The organism is Synechococcus sp. RS9916 (assembly GCF_000153825.1).
GTDB lineage: Bacteria > Cyanobacteriota > Cyanobacteriia > PCC-6307 > Cyanobiaceae > Synechococcus_C.
Genome location: NZ_DS022299.1, coordinates 1,365,902 through 1,380,003, shown reverse-complemented (window position 1 = coordinate 1,380,003; position 14,102 = coordinate 1,365,902). Strand labels below are relative to the sequence as shown.

At 52.6% G+C, this 14,102-nt stretch carries 23 protein-coding genes and 2 pseudogenes; 17 read left to right on the top strand and 8 right to left on the bottom strand.

What is annotated here, in order from left to right; genetic code table 11:
• Nucleotides 1-292: 292 nt before the first annotated feature.
• Both RS9916_RS07510 and RS9916_RS07505 read right to left on the bottom strand, forming a co-directional pair.
• Complete coding sequence (locus RS9916_RS07510; RefSeq protein ID WP_007098731.1) at nt 293-949, bottom strand: EF-hand domain-containing protein; 657 nt, start codon at nt 947-949, stop codon at nt 293-295.
• A 232-nt stretch (nt 950-1,181) separates the two neighbouring features.
• On the bottom strand, nt 1,182-1,523 hold the full coding sequence (locus RS9916_RS07505) for a hypothetical protein (protein ID WP_038023460.1): 342 nt from the start codon (nt 1,521-1,523) through the stop codon (nt 1,182-1,184).
• A gap of 289 nt (nt 1,524-1,812) precedes the next feature.
• On the opposite strand from RS9916_RS07505, the gene RS9916_RS07495 reads away from it, so the two are divergent.
• The 3 genes from RS9916_RS07495 (at nt 1,813) to RS9916_RS07485 (ending at nt 2,639) form a co-directional block, all read left to right on the top strand.
• Nucleotides 1,813-2,022, top strand: a complete 210-nt coding sequence (locus RS9916_RS07495; RefSeq protein WP_007098729.1) for a hypothetical protein — start codon at nt 1,813-1,815, stop codon at nt 2,020-2,022.
• 25 nt (nt 2,023-2,047) lie between these two features.
• The gene (locus RS9916_RS14905; RefSeq protein WP_007098728.1) at nt 2,048-2,230 is read left to right on the top strand and encodes a hypothetical protein; all 183 of its coding nucleotides are present in this window, start codon (nt 2,048-2,050) and stop codon (nt 2,228-2,230) included.
• Nucleotides 2,231-2,348: 118 nt separating this feature from the next.
• Entirely contained in the window at nt 2,349-2,639 is a 291-nt protein-coding gene (locus tag RS9916_RS07485; protein ID WP_007098727.1) for a hypothetical protein, read from the top strand.
• Between the two features lie 477 nt (nt 2,640-3,116).
• Here RS9916_RS07485 and RS9916_RS14900 read toward each other — a convergent pair whose 3' ends face one another.
• Nucleotides 3,117-3,305: a hypothetical protein gene (locus tag RS9916_RS14900; RefSeq protein ID WP_038023452.1), complete on the bottom strand. Its 189-nt coding sequence runs from the start codon at nt 3,303-3,305 to the stop codon at nt 3,117-3,119.
• A 637-nt stretch (nt 3,306-3,942) separates the two neighbouring features.
• Here RS9916_RS14900 and RS9916_RS07470 point away from each other — a divergent pair.
• Nucleotides 3,943-4,311, top strand: a complete 369-nt coding sequence (locus tag RS9916_RS07470; RefSeq protein ID WP_007098724.1) for a hypothetical protein — start codon at nt 3,943-3,945, stop codon at nt 4,309-4,311.
• A gap of 66 nt (nt 4,312-4,377) precedes the next feature.
• Here the strand turns inward: RS9916_RS07470 and RS9916_RS14480 are convergent, their stop codons facing one another.
• The 3 genes from RS9916_RS14480 to RS9916_RS14470 form a co-directional block, all read right to left on the bottom strand.
• Entirely contained in the window at nt 4,378-4,602 is a 225-nt protein-coding gene (locus RS9916_RS14480) for a CCRG-2 family RiPP (protein WP_156777505.1), read from the bottom strand.
• 630 nt (nt 4,603-5,232) lie between these two features.
• Complete coding sequence (locus RS9916_RS14475) at nt 5,233-5,595, bottom strand: hypothetical protein (RefSeq protein WP_007098723.1); 363 nt, start codon at nt 5,593-5,595, stop codon at nt 5,233-5,235.
• Between the two features lie 83 nt (nt 5,596-5,678).
• The gene (locus tag RS9916_RS14470; RefSeq protein ID WP_156777504.1) at nt 5,679-6,065 is read right to left on the bottom strand and encodes a hypothetical protein; all 387 of its coding nucleotides are present in this window, start codon (nt 6,063-6,065) and stop codon (nt 5,679-5,681) included.
• A gap of 1,382 nt (nt 6,066-7,447) precedes the next feature.
• Between RS9916_RS14470 and RS9916_RS14895 the strand changes: the two genes are divergently transcribed.
• The 3 genes from RS9916_RS14895 (at nt 7,448) to RS9916_RS14885 (ending at nt 8,493) form a co-directional block, all read left to right on the top strand.
• A complete protein-coding gene (locus RS9916_RS14895; RefSeq protein WP_007098721.1) occupies nt 7,448-7,705 on the top strand; it encodes a hypothetical protein in 258 nt (85 codons plus the stop codon).
• A gap of 395 nt (nt 7,706-8,100) precedes the next feature.
• Nucleotides 8,101-8,280, top strand: a complete 180-nt coding sequence (locus RS9916_RS07455) for a hypothetical protein (protein WP_007098719.1) — start codon at nt 8,101-8,103, stop codon at nt 8,278-8,280.
• Nucleotides 8,281-8,322: 42 nt separating this feature from the next.
• A complete protein-coding gene (locus RS9916_RS14885) occupies nt 8,323-8,493 on the top strand; it encodes a hypothetical protein (RefSeq protein ID WP_198003412.1) in 171 nt (56 codons plus the stop codon).
• Nucleotides 8,494-8,550: 57 nt separating this feature from the next.
• Here the strand turns inward: RS9916_RS14885 and RS9916_RS07445 are convergent, their stop codons facing one another.
• Nucleotides 8,551-8,811: a DUF1651 domain-containing protein gene (locus RS9916_RS07445; protein ID WP_007098717.1), complete on the bottom strand. Its 261-nt coding sequence runs from the start codon at nt 8,809-8,811 to the stop codon at nt 8,551-8,553.
• A gap of 679 nt (nt 8,812-9,490) precedes the next feature.
• On the opposite strand from RS9916_RS07445, the gene RS9916_RS07435 reads away from it, so the two are divergent.
• Nucleotides 9,491-9,811: a hypothetical protein gene (locus RS9916_RS07435; protein WP_007098716.1), complete on the top strand. Its 321-nt coding sequence runs from the start codon at nt 9,491-9,493 to the stop codon at nt 9,809-9,811.
• A 184-nt stretch (nt 9,812-9,995) separates the two neighbouring features.
• Nucleotides 9,996-10,157 carry a hypothetical protein gene (locus RS9916_RS14465; protein WP_007098715.1) on the top strand — a complete coding sequence of 54 codons (162 nt, stop codon included), beginning with the start codon at nt 9,996-9,998 and terminating at the stop codon, nt 10,155-10,157.
• 130 nt (nt 10,158-10,287) lie between these two features.
• Here the strand turns inward: RS9916_RS14465 and RS9916_RS07430 are convergent, their stop codons facing one another.
• Entirely contained in the window at nt 10,288-10,554 is a 267-nt protein-coding gene (locus tag RS9916_RS07430; protein WP_007098714.1) for a hypothetical protein, read from the bottom strand.
• Between the two features lie 1,294 nt (nt 10,555-11,848).
• Between RS9916_RS07430 and RS9916_RS14875 the strand changes: the two genes are divergently transcribed.
• The 8 genes and pseudogenes from RS9916_RS14875 (at nt 11,849) to RS9916_RS07400 (ending at nt 13,936) form a co-directional block, all read left to right on the top strand.
• The gene (locus RS9916_RS14875; RefSeq protein WP_007098710.1) at nt 11,849-12,025 is read left to right on the top strand and encodes a hypothetical protein; all 177 of its coding nucleotides are present in this window, start codon (nt 11,849-11,851) and stop codon (nt 12,023-12,025) included.
• Between the two features lie 188 nt (nt 12,026-12,213).
• The gene (locus RS9916_RS15385; RefSeq protein ID WP_156777503.1) at nt 12,214-12,444 is read left to right on the top strand and encodes a CCRG-2 family RiPP; all 231 of its coding nucleotides are present in this window, start codon (nt 12,214-12,216) and stop codon (nt 12,442-12,444) included.
• A gap of 231 nt (nt 12,445-12,675) precedes the next feature.
• Nucleotides 12,676-12,870 (top strand): hypothetical protein, encoded by a 195-nt coding sequence (locus RS9916_RS07415; RefSeq protein ID WP_007098706.1) that lies wholly within the window; start codon nt 12,676-12,678, stop codon nt 12,868-12,870.
• Nucleotides 12,871-12,902: 32 nt separating this feature from the next.
• Nucleotides 12,903-12,995, top strand: a pseudogene (locus RS9916_RS15290) (Nif11 family protein); the annotation flags it as partial.
• Nucleotides 12,996-13,175 carry a hypothetical protein gene (locus RS9916_RS07410; protein WP_232199550.1) on the top strand — a complete coding sequence of 60 codons (180 nt, stop codon included), beginning with the start codon at nt 12,996-12,998 and terminating at the stop codon, nt 13,173-13,175. It abuts the pseudogene before it with no gap.
• Between the two features lie 261 nt (nt 13,176-13,436).
• On the top strand, nt 13,437-13,631 hold the full coding sequence (locus RS9916_RS07405) for a hypothetical protein (protein ID WP_007098706.1): 195 nt from the start codon (nt 13,437-13,439) through the stop codon (nt 13,629-13,631).
• A 32-nt stretch (nt 13,632-13,663) separates the two neighbouring features.
• Nucleotides 13,664-13,756 (top strand): annotated as a pseudogene (locus RS9916_RS15285) (Nif11 family protein); the annotation flags it as partial.
• Nucleotides 13,757-13,936: a hypothetical protein gene (locus tag RS9916_RS07400; protein WP_232199549.1), complete on the top strand. Its 180-nt coding sequence runs from the start codon at nt 13,757-13,759 to the stop codon at nt 13,934-13,936.
• The last annotated feature ends 166 nt before the right edge of the window (nt 13,937-14,102 follow it).

The following is a 14,102-nucleotide window of genomic DNA, read 5'->3' as shown; positions in this document are numbered from 1 at the left end:
AATAGCGCGCTGTGCATCCTCCTCTGGATGTTAGCCGCCATAAATTCAACTTAAGCATAACATGCTTTTGCTGTAGATGTTCTAGTGATTATGGCTAGTGAAGGCTGGCTGGGGTGGCCGGGAATCAGGGTGTACTGGATGCATTAACTTAAGTGCAAAGACTCAGCAAGAACACGCAATACCAGCGAGCAGGAAAGTGGTAATGCGGCCCTTCTCGACTCATCTGTTGCGTTTGTTGCCTTGTCTGACGGGTCAATGCCAACCCGCTATCGAGTCCTTTGCCGACATCTATTCAGGCAGATTGCCCGAATAACTTTGCACCGGGAACATTCGGGGATGGGTCGAACCAATACTGCTCAATCAGAAGTAGAAACGTTTCCAAATCAATCCGGCCAAGTGGTTTGTCCAACATTTGCAACATGGCATTGAGATTGGTCTCGACCCAGTCACTGGGATGTCCATAAGCCTCTGCGTAGGCTGCAAGATCGTCGGGAACTAGCCATCCATCCTGATCCAAATCAAGGCAAGAGAAAAAGCCTCCAGCAGCCTGTCGTATGAACGCTCGCGCTTTGTCAGGACTCGCTTGAAAGCTGTTCACTACATTCTCATGGGCCGAGACGAATTCGTCTGGTTCCACCTGGCCGTCGTGATTCAGATCCCTGCGGCTGTTCTCTTTTTGATATGTGGTGTAAAGCAGTTTGAGCAGATTCGGGATAGGGCGCTTGTTTTTTCCCCAGCGAGCGTCGATCGCATCAGCGACAGGAGCTAGGTCGTCTGCAAATACAAGGCGGCCATCACCAGTTTTGTCGTAGAAGTTAAACAGTTTTTGGTAGCGCCGTTTGAGCTCTGGGTGCATAACGCAGGGGTCGAAGGGTTTTTCATGTTTAGCCCATCTGTTTTCGAATGGCTCAATGTGTGTGGCGTTTGCTTTAACCTGAAGAGATGACACTGAACGCCCTCTAATTCCTGCCCAAAAGCCTCTGTGAGTAGCCCCGCGAGTCTCTCCATGAGACTTGCGGACTTCATTAAACGGCCTCTCAGAGGGGTTTTAGTCGTGCTCTGTCGCGTCCTTTGCCGGCATCCAGTTCATGCAGAGTGCCCGCAATTAATTGACTTTGAAAGTCGGTGCTTCGGCGATTGAGTCAAGTCCACACCAGGCTTAACGCCAATCTCAAGTTGTGTCAGAACTTTCTTGGGTATGGGGGGGTCCCTGCCATCTCAACGTTGATCTCCCTGCAGATGTTCATCCATGCCCCCAGCCCGAAGTTCACGCCATTCGGGCCGTCGATGAACTCCTGAAACTCTTCTGCTGTGATTCCTTCGCGCACTTCCCAGATGCAGAAGGCAGGGCCTTCAGGTCCAATTGGGCAGAACGAATGGTTGTAGAACCCCGCTTCGAGGTTTTTGGCGACGGCCTCATCCCAGCCTCCACCTGGAGCCATCGCTGCTTGGGCCGTCTCCCACCACTGCTGCGCTTTGCCAGCGCGGAACTCGTGATGCACGTGGAAGAACTTGGATGCCATGAACCTGTCGGCTTTCAACGCATCTTGGGTTGAAAGCTCAGGATCCGTTGTCGCTTGCAGTACTGCGACGCAACTGGCCGCTGCTGCCGTTGATCTCGGCGTCCTTGCTCCCCGAACAGTTCTGCGGTGGCTGAGCGGCACCGATTGGATTCGAACCGACGACATGGTGAAGTCGAGTTGAAGGACAGTCACACGAGGACCTCGCCTGGTTTCTTTCCACTCCCTTCAGATCTTGTCGGCGCCTGCAAAGACAAGGGCGCTGCAGACTGGGGGCCGCTTCGCTTGAGCCATGGGCCCTCAGTTGACGATCAATGGCAAGACCATCGATCTGAGCGCTCCAAGTGATGTGGCCGTCGCCCAGCGCGTGGCAGCTCATATCCAACGCCGTATCGAAGAAGACGATTGGCGGCCTTACAAGAGCAAGGCCGAAGCTGTAGCTGCCTGGTCAAAACTCGGTGGAATTCGAGTGAAGGTGATGGATGCCCTTGGACTGTTTTGAGCTGGGCGAGTTTTGTAGAGGCGCCATGCTCAAGGAGGGCCGGCTGCTTGTTGACCGTCATTCCCAAGAGAATGGGGTGGGTTCGCTTCTGAATGAAGAAGAGCAGCTCATCGTCAGGCGGATGCTGCGGCACAACGCCATCGAGGCCTGGCCTACAGGCAAAAGAGCGGATGGAACGCTGCCAGCCCAGGTGGTGACTGGGATCTGAATACTGGTGACCAAGATCACAGAAACCGTTGACCCAGATCAATGAAGCGGGTGGCGATCACGGCGATGGTGTGTGAGTCGGAGGGAGACCTCCACCACACTTCACCCAACAAAAACCAATGACGACTTCTTTCATCAACGAGACCACCGTCGACCAAGAGCTTCAACTCGCCGAACTGTCTGAACTGAATGGCGGCATCGCATGGGTCGTGCCGGTGGTTGCAACCGGTGCAGCCTTTGTTGGCGGGTGGCTGGCCAGTGACATTTGGGACGAAGTCAAAGAAGACGTCGCTGATGCCATTCATGACGCCATCAGCGAAGAAGGCGACTCTGGCAAGAACTCTGGTAGCTATCGGGAAGAGCCCGGCTCCCGTGGAGGCGGCAAAGGCCGCAAGCCCGTCTTGAAGTGAGTTGAATGCCGGGGAGCCTGATGCTCATGTGATGAGCTGAAAGCCATACAAGACCCAACCCGGGAAAAGCAGGGCGGTCAATTGTTTGGGGGCTGATCCATCCCCCGGCGCAACAACTCAGATCACTGCCCCGCCACGAGCGGGGTTTTTTATTGGCTATCAGAAGGAGCGAGGGACTTGCAATCGAGGCTGTGAAACGGTTCTGAGCTGTCCACCTGAACCTCACCAGAACTTTCCTGCGTCCCCACCACAGCCCAACACTGGGGTTCACCAGAGGGGTTGGGACCTTGAAGGAATCGAAGGGGCAGCGCCCCACACATCATTTTCAACCCATGGTCACCGCTCTTCTGATCTCCTTCACCGTCATCGGCATGCTCGCTACGCACGAAGAGCAAACCGCGTTAAACCGCATTGAGGATGGTTTCAATGCGCGGGTGCGATAAGCATTCCGCTCGTTTCGCTGCCATACCCGAAACCTCAATAGAGCCTCAGCCTGCGCCCGTGGTCGCCTTGGGCGACGTGCCATAAGCCCAAACGCCTCAATAGCAACCGCGACACCAACACCGCATCCATGGCTGTGAGCGTCACGGGTGTATGGGCATCAGGCGATTGCTTCACCTTCGTTGCCAATGCTTCCCGCAGGCGATGCAGCGTCTGAAACAGCATTGCCCCTTCAGCCCAACGTGCTGGTGGTCACTAGGTGTTCCTGCTGGGTGCTGAAAAGCCTTGCGGTAACTGAACGCCCCCTGTTGGATTCGAACCAACGACCGGTTGCTTAGAAGGCAGATTGTATGAACAGTTAGACGGTAGTTGCTGTAAGGGGTCTGCTGGTTGGCGCTCTGGCTGAGTTTGCAGAATTGTTTGCATTTCTGGGGCTTCAGGGGCCTCATTTGCAAACGTGAGCAGTTGCTTGCAAGGCAGCTGCTCCTTCCAAAGCTCCACCAGTAAATCCTGCTGCAGGTGGATCAGGCTGCCCCTGATCTCAGGTACACCAGTCTGAATCTGGGATGTTTTGCCCTTTAAGGCAATGCGCGATTGGACCGATGCATTGAGCCGAGTGGTTGCAACAAACTTTGGTCATCACTCCAGTTCGGGGGCGTCCAATGCGAGACGACAGTCCAAAAGAGCGGGCTTTAGAAGCTGCCTGACTGGCCCGACAAGCCACACAGCCAGACGCTTCGACCCGCCCCATTCGGCCTTCCGGATGATGGGTTCAAGCAACATTCAGAGCTAGGCCGTCTCTCCATCTGGAGGGGCGGTCTTTCTTCTTGGCGACTCAGTCGACGAAAACCTGCTGATCTGAATGGGTCAGCGGCCCGTCGCTAAGGGGTGTTGGCCCCCGGTGAACGCGGAGCCCCTCGCCATGCCCAACCGCCCATCGCTGCGTTGTTACGGCAACACAGCTCTCGGACCTGGGTCAGACCTGCCCAGACTTGAAGCGATCCTCGAAACACTTGCTGTGCCAGCTGCTTTGAGGGGCAAAGATCGATCCCATGTCGACCTGCTGCAAATGGCGATCCGGTGGGAACAGGTGCGCGCTGCTTGGTTCTCCCGCCAAGGGAGGCTGGATGAGGCCGCAGCCTGCGTTGCCACTGAGCAGCGCTTGGAGCAGCGGCTGGAGCAAGCCCGTATCGATGCCGAAGCGGTAGCGCGACAGCAGTCGGCTGCCTGATTACCACTGCGGGGCAGGTAATAAAAAACCCCGCTCGTAGCGGGGCTGGTGATTGTGAATGGGTGATCAGCCGTTCATCCCATTGCGTTCAGCGACAGCGAACCGAGTCCGGCGCGGGCTGGGGCTTGGTAGCGGAGCGATTGAAGCGTGAGATTTCTCAGGTGTATTGACTGGACCAACATCCAATGAAATAGGGCTAACGCCTAGAGAGCGGAATTGCGTACCACCAAAATCAAACAGTCCACCAGCGACGGCTTGCAATTGATCGAGGGTTAGTTCGGTGTTGTTCATGGTTCTGTTTCGTGTGAGAAGTAAATGCGGAGGTCATCCCTCCGACTCACACACCATCGCGGTGATCGCCACCCGCTTGATTGACCTGCCTCAACAGAAGCTGTGATTTTGGTCACAGGGGAGCCCAGCCAATAAAAAACCCCGTTCGTGGCGGGGCTTGGGCTGATTGTCGGTGCATGGATCATTGATATGGGGCAGGTCCGCCCGCTATCCATCTGGGGATGCTGATGGGCAACATACCGGTCTCATTCACCCTTCGCTCGAAACTGCCCCCTTCGACGAGTTACAGTTGATTGTCAGTCAGCTCGATGAACTGGGCTTGGGTGTTGAGTTCAGTCATGGTTTTGAAGTGAGTTGAGTGATTGAGGTTTGGGGTGTTGCCCCCTCGACTCCTTCAAGGTCACAGTCCTTCAGGTGATCCCCAGTGCATGGATCTGGTGGGGGAAAGGCCAGTTTCTGGTGATGTTCTGGTGAACGGCTCAGAACTCAGTCACAGCCTTGCTTACAGCTCCCTCCTGCTGCGGCAGGCAATAAAAAAATGCCTTGCGACGGGGTGAAGTGTGTATAAGGACTGTTGGGAGATAAAAGCTAAAATCAATTGCTCAAAACCGGCTCACATAAAATATCTCACTAAATCACTTCCCAACAAGTAAAACTGGACTTATCGCTTAACGATAAAGTGGCTATTCCTTTGGCCTGACCTCTTCCTTGAAAGCTGGGATATGACGACCCATGGCTGTCTATTACTTGCGCACCCTTGAAATAATAGCTCACCTTGAACTCTTTACCATTGATCAACATTTTTCCATTGTAGCCCCATCCAGCCGAGGGGATCTCGTCAAGAGAATTGTAAGCCAGCGCAACTGTATGTCCGCCTTTGCATTTATAGCGAAGGGGGTAATAATTTAGTGGCTTCATTTCCTCATATGCGCAAATAGGGTTTGCGATGAGAGCTGACAGCCCAGCAGCAGCATAAGCAATTGAATTTTTCATGTTAGTTGAAGTACTATTCCAAAACTGTACAGCCCGCCATCGCTGACGGGATAAATTTTTGTCGGTAGATCGATAGTGACTACTCAACGCCCCCTGCCATTTATTGCATGCAATGCGGGCAAAATGGTTGTTCCATTTTGTGTTTTAAAAATTATACGACAACCATTAGTTGGCAATGTGCAACCTCCTCTTACTTCGGCAGGGTATCTCACTCCATTTTGTTCTACATAAGAGCCCTGGTTGGTTTCAGCATAGATGGCTTGAACCCCATCGGAGAGCCAAGTGACTTTATGAAGGCCAACTCCCCATTCTTTTATGAAGCATTTCTCACTCTTTCCGTTAAACTCACAATATCCGGAAAATTCCCCATACGACCCTCTTTGCGCAAGGCTAACTTTGGGCAGTAGTGTGAAATTAGCGCAACAAATGCCAACGGATGAAATAAACGCAATTGCTTTAAGCTGTTTCATTTGACTGTTAGTCAGTACGACATTTTGGCTGGAGCGGGCTTTGTGCGCTCAATAATACCCTTTTGTTAATTGGCGCCCTGGCAACCTAATGATTCTATGTCTACAAGAAATTATAGCATGTTTGCCAATATCTCATTATTTCCGCGAAGTCTATAAGCATTAGTGCATGTATATTCTTTTTTGAGCAATAGTAGGAATTTAAAATTCCTCGTTTTCAATTTACTTCGGCAGTAGATCTCTCTCTCGATAAAACTCCTTGCAAAAGTGCGCAGGATGCCCATGGTCAAGGTCGATTAGTGCTCTCGCACCCATGCAAGACTGTTCAGTCAAATCATGGTAGTTATCCTCGTCGATACCATCTGATCTTCCATGTGACGCAGCAATCACTACCGCAGATGCCAGTACCCCCTTTAAAAGATGCATGAGCACGGCATAGACGCGAGTATTTGCATTCTGTCACTTATGTCAATGTCGTCATGCATGTCTATCGGAAAACTAAAGGGCCTCAAGCTCTTCTGCTCTCGCCGCATAGGTACTAAAAAGCCCCGCCGTGTGGCGAGGCTGGCTATTCCCTAATCACTCATGCCAAATTTAATTTGATGGATTCAATCGGCAGCAACCTGAGGTAAGGTGCGGTCTTCACCACCGGGCATCTAAACCACAGTTGCCAGAAAAACGGGTTTACTTTCGACAACCACAAAGGTGGTCAGAGCTTCAGGGAAGGGCCTGACGTAATCGTCGCTAAGCCGAGGTGGGGGAGGCGAACCCACTTCTCAGCACTTATGTGAGCTGAACCCCGTAATCAATATTCGTTCGCTGAGGATTCGTATGTTCGTTGAAGACCAGTGCACTAGTGACTCAATGAAGTCACCGAACGAGTTGCTATGCGAGTCAGTTGAGCTTGAGGATCTAATTCAGGAGCTAAATGCCACTGACCAAAACTACCAACGAGAACGCACCGGATTGAGAGAGAGCTCTGAATCAATCCCGAACAACGTCACAGGTTCTTTGCAGCCAGACGGCTGCTCACTGCAGCCTGTCTCGCTCAAAGGATTGATGACGACGACATCACAAGAAGAGACACTAATTATCCAATGGCCCATTAGCTCAGAGGAACTACACCTGGAATGGGAATTGACGTTGAAAGACCTTGGAGACAAGGTTCGAGTTGTCTATGACGGCGACGAACTAGGCGTCTACTCCCTGTACTGCAAAGCGAAATTTTCGCCTGACAGAATGTGAGAATCAAATCCTTGCAGACTACTGCTGGCGATATGAACAGACTCCCTATCAAGTAATCAGAGATTGTCTCAACATCATGGACGTGATACCTGTTTGGCGACGGACACTCATAGACTCAGCTCAACTAGCCAGGGCCTGGTTTGAACGCTGCTTCAATCAGAAGGTTTGTCTTCACTCTCATCACTGGCTATCTGGCAATCTTTGGGGTCCAACGACTCCCATACGAATTCGAGAACCAATGGGCAGTCCTGATACCTGTCTTGGTGGTTGTTTATATGATCACCGTTTGGCTTGATGGGGTCTTCTTCAAAGAGGAGAAGCCTGTAATTGCCGAGACAGCTCAAATGAGCAAAGCAAGGACCAAGCCAAAGAAACCATCTGAAAAAGGATTTGGCTGAGCAGCTATGAGATGGGCTTTCCTTGAGTTAAGTCCTGGAGGACGGCATGGCTGAGACCTTTAACTCATGGGCAAGAAGATCCTTGGCCAGCATGGTGAGAGCAAGACCCATCAAAGCAAGAGCGGTACCCTGATTTTTGTCTGACGCAACAGCTACATTCCTGGACAATTCCAGATGTTTTTCCCAGGAGAAATGCATCTAATCCAGGCCTGTACATCTTTTCTAAGGCCATAAGCCTTTTCGATCTGAGTGATCAGCAAAATCAGGCAATATTCTGTAATGAAAGCAATGCATTGAGATGAACACTTTCTTCCCGAATCGGTTGCAACTACTACGTTTTTAATTTGCCGCCTCAGAAAATCCGGGGTACTTTCCATTAAGGAAGCCACAAGCCAATGGAACCAATCGCATTGACTCTGGGTCAGAAGTTTGAGATCGAGAAACTCTCACGCGAGATTGACAGTTCGGATGATCTGGCGGCCCTGCGTAGTATTGCTAAAGATCTACTGGTGGCCTGGAAGAAACAGCAGGCTGCCTCAGCCTGGGTGGTGCGTCAGCATTCCCAGGGCCTTTGATATCGCCTTATTTCGTTCCTGACGATGATGGAAGACAATCCAATGGTCGCCACCATCTCGGTGGAGATTCATGCATTGCGCCTTCTTCACCGGGCTGTATCAGAGGCCTGCACCAACTGGCCTGGCGGTGATGCCAACGAACAGTCCTCTCTTTTGAGCTTGAAAACCCAGCTCTTTGCGGTCCTGATGCGTCACCTGCTCGAATCGAGTTGAATAAAGTGGAGTTCGTGCTCTATTTACATTGAAGGGCAATCAATCCTCAGAACCCACTCACCACCTGGGCTGACAGCGCTTCCATCCGGTCTTCTGCATGTTGCTCCATGCCTCGATCGCGTTATGGCGCAGCATTCGCCTGACGATCGGCTGCCCACTGCCCCGCATGGGTCTGGTTTCTAGCTCAATCCACTTGGCGTGAGCTGAGGGGAGGGCATTGCGGAAGCAGACGATCAGCTGTTCCTGTTCGTTCAGCAACCAGCCCTCCCCGTTCTTTTGCGGGTGACGATCAACAAGGGGCCGGTCCTTATTGGGCATCAGAAACCGGCGTAGATACTGGGTTGCTGGGGGAAGCGAAATAGATCCGATAGGGCTGCTAAGACAGGAGCAGCCCTCGAGTTCCATATGACACAAGAGAAAGACTCGACGAAGGTCTCAAAGAAACAGCCCGTTAAGCAGGAGCTGTTTGATCATGACCTTGAAGGTCTAAGTGGTGGATTCAAGTTTCATAAACACGAGCGGAATCCAACGCAAGTCCCTTTATCAGAACCACGGGACGATTAAAAACAGCCGTGACCGCCAAAAGCTTCATTGGCTTTTTCCCAAGTAGTCTTGGGCATGGCGCCATCGTGGCGGGGCGGGCGGTCGTTTGCTGTGCGCTTCGCTGAAACCCCTTGCGGTGACTCGCTTTTCAAAACGCCCCCTGTTGGATTCGAACCAACGACCGGCTGCTTAGAAGGCAGAGAAAAACCCAGTTGTAGCAAGGGTTTTCAAGCTATGACTGGGGTCAGGGCGGTTGAGGGCGCCCAAGGGTGCCCCCTACGGGGGTGAAAGTGGTCCCGTTTTTGAGGGCGGGACCACTTTTAAGCGGGACCACTTTTGATCGACTGGCTGCCTTAGAGGCAGTCGGTCCCTCCCTCGACTGAGGGCAGCTCTCCACCCCTCAATCCCTCAACTGATGGATGCGCCTTAGCAAGAGCCAATTCAATCTGAGGTCATGAGCGCTGAAAAAGAAATCGACCGCCTAGAGCGGGAAATCAATGCCAAGGCCGCTGGCGATGGTGGGCAGGGGAAGTCAGGCCCACCCTCTGGACCCAGAGGCAGCAGCCAACCCTCGAGGTCAGGGGGGCGCGATACACCCTTGGCAATTGTTGGGATCCTCATCGCCGTCGCCGTGTTGCTTCCCGCAGGAGGACGCCTCAACCGTGATCAAGTCCAAGCCCTCTCCGCTGGAGCAGCGGGCGCTGCGGTTGGTGTGGCTGTGGGCTACGCGCTCGGTCGCCGCAAAACAACGGGCGGCGTGGTTCAAAACCGTTAGGAGCGTTAGTTCCAGGTTCTAGTGAGCCCTGCTGCCGGTCATCACCAACGCTTCCCCGCGTTGTCACGGCAACAGCACTCACGGCCCTAGGTTTGGCCTGCCCAGACTTGAAGCGATTCCTGAAACGCTTGCTGTGTCAACCCGTTTGAGGGGTAAAGATCGATCCCACGTCGACCTGCTGCAAATGGCGATCCGGTGGGAACAGGTGCGCGCTGCTTGGTTCTCCCGCCAGGGGAACTGGGCTGAATCCGAAGCCTGCGTTGCCAATGAGCAGCGCTTGGAGCAGCGGCTGGAGCAAGCCCGGATCGATGCCGAAACGGCAGCGCGACAGCAGGCGGCCTCCTGATTGTCACTGCGGGGCAGGCAATAAAAAGCCCCGCCACACGGTGGGTTTTTTTTATTCCCTTTGCCGCGGTCAGTGGGCACGGACGCGGCAAAGGGAAGTGGGTTGGTCTCTTGAAGCGGGTTCTAACAAGTCAGGACGAGGCAGTTTCGCTGGCCTGCCTATTGATATTGGTCATCGTGTTGGTCAGTTGGGCAATATCGCTTAGGCCATTGGCATCAAACCAAGGGGCTGCGGCCCAGTCGAACCCTTCTCCGAATGTGTTGTCAGGTGCCACGACATACCAATGGCAATCGGCGTCAGGTACATCCACGGAACACCGCGACCAGTCGGCTTGCCATTGGGGCACTTGCACCCACATCACTGCAGCAGCCAGGACAGAGACAAGCGTGCGAACCATGATTCCTGGGTTGAGACGCCTTGAGCTTAAAAGTTCTGCTGATGGTTTGCGGTTGCAGTAGGAATGGGCTGGGCGCCTGATGCCGGGTGATGGTCCACACTGAATAGGTACTCAGGTCCGAGGACCAAACGAGAAATCTCAACGATCAAATCTCGGAGCTTCAAGCCCGAGTTGCCTTTCCACACCACTGGAGCAGCGGAGAGCATGAGCAGCACGTAGAGAAGCTCCGTCAGCTCAATCTCCAGAAACGGCTTCTGGACGACTACGGCCAGAAATAGCTCTGCGGACCCAACCTTCAGCCAGCATCGAGGTCGGTGATTTACCTATGCGGCTGGGCCAAAATCTAAAAGTTCTTTTGTAGTGGGATGCATGGTCTTAGCAAGGGTTAGCAAGCCCGACGCGAGGTCATGTTCACCTGCTTGCATTAAAAACTTTCTCAAAGTGATCACCTCGCCATAGTCAGGTGAAGCTGTGCCGTTGATGAGCACCCGAGCCGTGCCACGCGCCACCAATAACTGAAGTGTCATACTCATATCCTGAATGTGGCAGCCAGCAGCACCAACAGTGCTTGAAACACCATTTCAATGCGCATTTGCGAAATCTTGAGCTCGCCCTGAACAATCGTTCCAATAGAAGGCGATAGCGACATGGGCGCCGACCTGGCAGAAGGAGGTGGCCTGGGCTGGATCAATGAGGATCAGGGCAGAAAGGCTCTGCGACGACTAACCACCCTCATCAAGGGCTCGTATCTCGGAGATGAAGCACTGAATCAGGCAACAAAGATTGCCTTAGAGCGAGACCCTGGCTGCCAAGCCATCTGGCCTGACACCGGAAAGTGATGCTGGGCCCCTGAGGCGGGGTGAAGAACCCAGCGAATGGCCACAATGCTTTAACGCGTGTTGGCGAAGCCATGCTCAACACTCATTCTGTATCGTAGAGAACATTTTTTCACCTATGAAGCCTTCGTTGTTTTATCAGAACACTGATAATTCACGTCGTCTCAAAGCACCGAAAGACCAAGAGGAATGCAAAAAGCCATCATCCGAAGATGATGCCACCCTGGTGTCGAAGCCCAGCTCGCTAGAGGAACGGAGGATGCGGGTTTTCTTTTGATTGTTCGTGTCTTTTGAACTGGGCGTTGCAACTGGGTTCTGAGCCGTTCACCAGCACCTCACCAGAACTTTCCTGCATCTACGCCACAACCATGCACTGGGGTTCACCAGAAGGGCTGTGACCTTGAAGGAGTCGAGGGGGCAACACCCCACACATCACTTACTCAACTCACTTCAAAACCATGACTGAACTCAACACTCAAGCCCAAATCATCGAACTGTCTGATGATCAATTGGAACTCGTCGAAGGTGGCCGTTCTGACGTTGTCAACACCCTCGTCAGCTTCGTTCCTTATGTCGGCCCAGCCAACACCATCTCTGACAAACTTGGTGGACCGACCATTGGTGACTTGTTCTGACGAATCACCTTCTGATCGAAGAGAAGAGGCAAAAAGCCCCGCCACGAGCGGGGTTTTTTATTGTCTGCGTGCACCTGTGACCAAGATCACAGCCGGCGTTGAGCCAGGTCAATGAAGCGGGTGGCGATCACGCCGATGGTGTGTGAGTCGGAGGGAGACCTCCACCACACCTCACGCAACACAGAGCCATGACCAACACCGAACTAACCCTCGATCAGCTGCAAGCCATCTCTGGGGGGGATCGAGCAGAGCGTCAAGCTGCTCGTGCAGAAAGGCGGGAAGCACGTCGAGAAGCAAGGCACTTTCGAAATGAGCGCAGGTACGGAGTTTTCTGCAATCTTTGGGAACGTCCACATCCTGATGACTGCCCGTACAGCAGTAATCCCAGTGGGGGAGTCGTACTAGAGGAAAATCAATAAATGCTTTTAGCCCCGTCAGCAATGGCGGGGTTTTTTATTGCCTATCCGCAGGGATGAGTGGCCCAACAAATTTTGCTGTGACTGGGTTCTGAGCCGTTCACCAGAACATCACCAGATCTTGCCTGCATCCACACCACATCCATGCACTGGGGTTCACCAGAAGGGCTGTGACCTTGAAGGAGTCGAGGGGGCAACACCCCACACATCACTCACTCAACTCACTTGAAACTCATGACTAACAACAATCAATCTGCAGAACTGACCAACGACCAGCTCGAAGCAATCCAAGGCGGCAAAACTGTTGGCACTTGGGTCGATGTCGGAATGAACTTCATCCCTGTCATTGGTCAGATGAACACAATTGCTTCACTTTGGGGCGGAAGCACCGGCCAAAACATCGACAACATCAATAGCTACAAGTCCTAATCCCCACTTCCAGCTTCTTTCGCATTAAGACAATGACTCAACATCAACTCAAGTCTCTCATTGAACAGGTCGCATCTGACCCGCATCTTCAGGAGCAGCTCCGTACAGCCAAGACGACTGAAGCCATGGAGAAGCTGCTTTTGTCCAAAGAGGTTGCGAGCGGAAGTGTCTCAATGCAGGCACCCGACGAACGCGTTAAGTATCTCTCAGACAATGATCTTGAGGAGGCTGTTGGTGGTGGCTGGTGCAGCTATGGAGGATGTATTTTTACCGCCTTCATTACCACAGGTGTTCCCCTAAAATAACCTCCTGCTTTATGGTCAGTCTTTTCTGTTTTGGCAATAAAAATCCCCGCCACAAGCGGGGTTTTTTATTGTCTGCCTGCAGGAGGAGTGGACCCATAAACAAGGTTTTGCTTGGGTTCTGAGCTGATCACCAGCACCTCACCAGAACTTGCCTGCATCCCCACCACATCCATGCACTGGGGTTCACCAGAAGGGCTGTGACCTTGAAGGAGTCGAGGGGGCAACACCCCACACATCACTCACTCAACTCACTTCAAAACCATGACTAACAACAATCAATCTGCAGAACTGACCAACGACCAGCTCGAAGCAATCCAAGGCGGCAAAACTGTTGGCACTTGGGTCGATGTCGGAATGAACTTCATCCCTGTCATTGGTCAGATGAACACAATTGCTTCACTTTGGGGCGGCAGCACTGGCCAAAACATCGACAACATCAATAGCTACAAGTCCTAATCCCCACTTCCAGCTTCTTTCGCATTAAGACAATGACTCAACATCAACTCAAGTCTCTCATTGAACAGGTCGCATCTGACCCGCATCTTCAGGAACAGCTCCGTACAGCCAAGACGACTGAAGCCATGGAGCAGCTGCTTTTGTCCAAAGAGGTTGCGAGCGGAAGTGTCTCAATGCAGGCACCCGACGAACGCGTTAAGTATCTCTCAGACAATGATCTTGAGGAGGCTGTTGGTGGTGGCTGGTGCAGCTATGGAGGATGTATTTTTACCGCCTTCATTACCACAGGTGTTCCCCTAAAATAACCTCCTGCTTTATGGTCAATCTTTTCTGTTTTGGCAATAAAAATCCCCGCCACAAGCGGGGTTTTTTATTGTCTGCCTGCAGGAGGAGTGGACCCATAAACAAGGTTTTGCTTGGGTTCTGAGCTGATCACCAGAGCACCACCAGAACTTGCCTACATCCCCACCA

Excerpts from the sequence above, each read along its gene's own strand:
- RS9916_RS14470 (WP_156777504.1), bottom strand. The coding sequence starts at position 6,065 with ATGAAACAGCTTAAAGCAATTGCGTTTATTTCATCCGTTGGCATTTGT.
- RS9916_RS14905 (WP_007098728.1), top strand. The coding sequence starts at position 2,048 with ATGCTCAAGGAGGGCCGGCTGCTTGTTGACCGTCATTCCCAAGAGAAT.
- RS9916_RS07430 (WP_007098714.1), bottom strand. The coding sequence starts at position 10,554 with ATGGTTCGCACGCTTGTCTCTGTCCTGGCTGCTGCAGTGATGTGGGTG.
- RS9916_RS14480 (WP_156777505.1), bottom strand. The coding sequence starts at position 4,602 with ATGAACAACACCGAACTAACCCTCGATCAATTGCAAGCCGTCGCTGGT.
- RS9916_RS07415 (WP_007098706.1), top strand. The coding sequence starts at position 12,676 with ATGACTAACAACAATCAATCTGCAGAACTGACCAACGACCAGCTCGAA.
- RS9916_RS07410 (WP_232199550.1), top strand. The coding sequence starts at position 12,996 with ATGGAGAAGCTGCTTTTGTCCAAAGAGGTTGCGAGCGGAAGTGTCTCA.
- RS9916_RS07445 (WP_007098717.1), bottom strand. The coding sequence starts at position 8,811 with ATGCCCAATAAGGACCGGCCCCTTGTTGATCGTCACCCGCAAAAGAAC.
- RS9916_RS07495 (WP_007098729.1), top strand. The coding sequence starts at position 1,813 with ATGGGCCCTCAGTTGACGATCAATGGCAAGACCATCGATCTGAGCGCT.
- RS9916_RS14465 (WP_007098715.1), top strand. The coding sequence starts at position 9,996 with ATGGCGATCCGGTGGGAACAGGTGCGCGCTGCTTGGTTCTCCCGCCAG.
- RS9916_RS07400 (WP_232199549.1), top strand. The coding sequence starts at position 13,757 with ATGGAGCAGCTGCTTTTGTCCAAAGAGGTTGCGAGCGGAAGTGTCTCA.
- RS9916_RS07470 (WP_007098724.1), top strand. The coding sequence starts at position 3,943 with ATGGGTCAGCGGCCCGTCGCTAAGGGGTGTTGGCCCCCGGTGAACGCG.
- RS9916_RS07505 (WP_038023460.1), bottom strand. The coding sequence starts at position 1,523 with ATGGCATCCAAGTTCTTCCACGTGCATCACGAGTTCCGCGCTGGCAAA.
- RS9916_RS14875 (WP_007098710.1), top strand. The coding sequence starts at position 11,849 with ATGACTGAACTCAACACTCAAGCCCAAATCATCGAACTGTCTGATGAT.
- RS9916_RS07405 (WP_007098706.1), top strand. The coding sequence starts at position 13,437 with ATGACTAACAACAATCAATCTGCAGAACTGACCAACGACCAGCTCGAA.
- RS9916_RS07485 (WP_007098727.1), top strand. The coding sequence starts at position 2,349 with ATGACGACTTCTTTCATCAACGAGACCACCGTCGACCAAGAGCTTCAA.
- RS9916_RS15385 (WP_156777503.1), top strand. The coding sequence starts at position 12,214 with ATGACCAACACCGAACTAACCCTCGATCAGCTGCAAGCCATCTCTGGG.
- RS9916_RS07455 (WP_007098719.1), top strand. The coding sequence starts at position 8,101 with ATGGAACCAATCGCATTGACTCTGGGTCAGAAGTTTGAGATCGAGAAA.
- RS9916_RS14900 (WP_038023452.1), bottom strand. The coding sequence starts at position 3,305 with ATGCTGTTTCAGACGCTGCATCGCCTGCGGGAAGCATTGGCAACGAAG.
- RS9916_RS14885 (WP_198003412.1), top strand. The coding sequence starts at position 8,323 with ATGGTCGCCACCATCTCGGTGGAGATTCATGCATTGCGCCTTCTTCAC.
- RS9916_RS07435 (WP_007098716.1), top strand. The coding sequence starts at position 9,491 with ATGAGCGCTGAAAAAGAAATCGACCGCCTAGAGCGGGAAATCAATGCC.
- RS9916_RS14475 (WP_007098723.1), bottom strand. The coding sequence starts at position 5,595 with ATGAAAAATTCAATTGCTTATGCTGCTGCTGGGCTGTCAGCTCTCATC.